This window comes from Photorhabdus viridis, assembly GCF_040256935.1.
Classification (GTDB): domain Bacteria; phylum Pseudomonadota; class Gammaproteobacteria; order Enterobacterales; family Enterobacteriaceae; genus Photorhabdus; species Photorhabdus viridis.
The window spans coordinates 1-803 of record NZ_JBEJZY010000201.1 but is presented as its reverse complement, the minus strand read 5'-3'; the positions used below and the strand labels follow the sequence as shown (position 1 = coordinate 803).

1 protein-coding gene is annotated in these 803 nt (G+C 45.1%); it reads right to left on the bottom strand.

Going from position 1 to position 803, the window contains the following annotated elements; translation table 11 throughout:
* Window positions 1-20 precede the first annotated feature (20 nt).
* Window positions 21-803: ISAs1 family transposase (locus tag ABR397_RS22965; protein ID WP_350307726.1), on the bottom strand; the 783-nt coding region annotated here is incomplete at its 5' end.

The window sequence follows — 803 nt, the reverse complement described above, 5'->3', positions numbered from 1 at the left end:
CAGGGCAACCGCATGAATGATTAAATATCACTCACATTAGCAAAACCCGCCTGTAATACTCGCTCCAAAAATTGGGTTTTCATCCATATTCGTCTACGTTTCGCTTTGATGCTTAATTGACTCGTTTCTTTTTTCAGCATGTTTAACGAAATACGTCGTAATATCGCGATGTTTTCCGCCGCATTTTCACGGTAAATTTGACAATTATCTTCCTTAAACGTCACATCAAGCACCCAGTGAAGGTTATTCTCTATTTGCCAATGGCTGCGTACTGCCTGAGAAAATTGTTCTTCCATCAGTCTGGCTGAACTGATGTAGTAACGGTACTCCAGACTGGGCAATTTGCCGTTTTCTTGCCTGTATCCGATTGTGACGCCCAGTGTTTTTAATCCCGCCCATTCCGGAAAATCGGTTTTGAATGTCTCGGCATTCAACACATGGCTTTCTCTGATTTCCAGACGACCATGACCCCGTTCTATCCGCGTTTTTTCGGTTGTTAAGGGCAAAACGCGCTGGGCTTCCAGGGCTTTTTGAATGGCGCGATGGAGACGTTTTTGGTTGTCTTTCACACTTAATAAATAATCCGCGCCGGCATCAATAATCTCCTGAGCAATCTGCGTTTGGCATCCCATCGCATCAATGGAAATCAGCGCGCCTTTCAGTTCCAACAACTTAATGAGTTCCGGGATTGCGGTAATTTCATTGGATTTTTTCTGAGTTTTAACCTGGCCGATGACCATTTTATTGGCTGTCGCATAAGCACTCACAAGGTGGAGCGCCGAACTGCGTTCTCCCGGGGCATA